Source organism: Nonomuraea montanisoli (assembly GCF_013363975.1).
Taxonomy (GTDB): Bacteria; Actinomycetota; Actinomycetes; order Streptosporangiales; family Streptosporangiaceae; genus Nonomuraea; species Nonomuraea montanisoli.
This window is the reverse complement of record NZ_JABWGN010000058.1, coordinates 1-319: the sequence shown is the minus strand read 5'-3', so window position 1 is coordinate 319 and position 319 is coordinate 1. Positions and strand designations below refer to the sequence as shown.

Annotated in this window: 1 protein-coding gene; it reads right to left on the bottom strand. The window is 77.7% G+C overall.

The window, feature by feature from the left end:
- Window positions 1-319: M48 family metallopeptidase (locus HTZ77_RS44960; protein WP_175595922.1), on the bottom strand; the 319-nt coding region annotated here is incomplete at both ends.

Sequence of the window (319 nt, the reverse complement as noted above, 5' to 3'; positions counted from 1 at the left end):
GTCGCCGTTGCTGGAGTGGCTGAGCTCGTGCCCCAGGAGCGCCACCTTCTCCTGCGGGCCCAGTCTCGCCCAGAGGGGCGCGCCGATGATGAGGGCCCGCCTGCCGCGCCGCCCGATCCGCGCGTACGCGGCGTTGTCCTCGGCCGAGACGAACACCACGTCGACCGGCGGCGCGCCCACCTCGGCGCCGACCCGGTCCAGCAGGCCGAACAGGCGCGGCGCGCGGTCGCGGCCGCGGAGGTGAGGGCCGGCGGGCAGGCGGCCGAGCCGGGGCCGCATCAGCCACGCCGTGCCCAGCAGGAGCACGGCCAGGAGGACG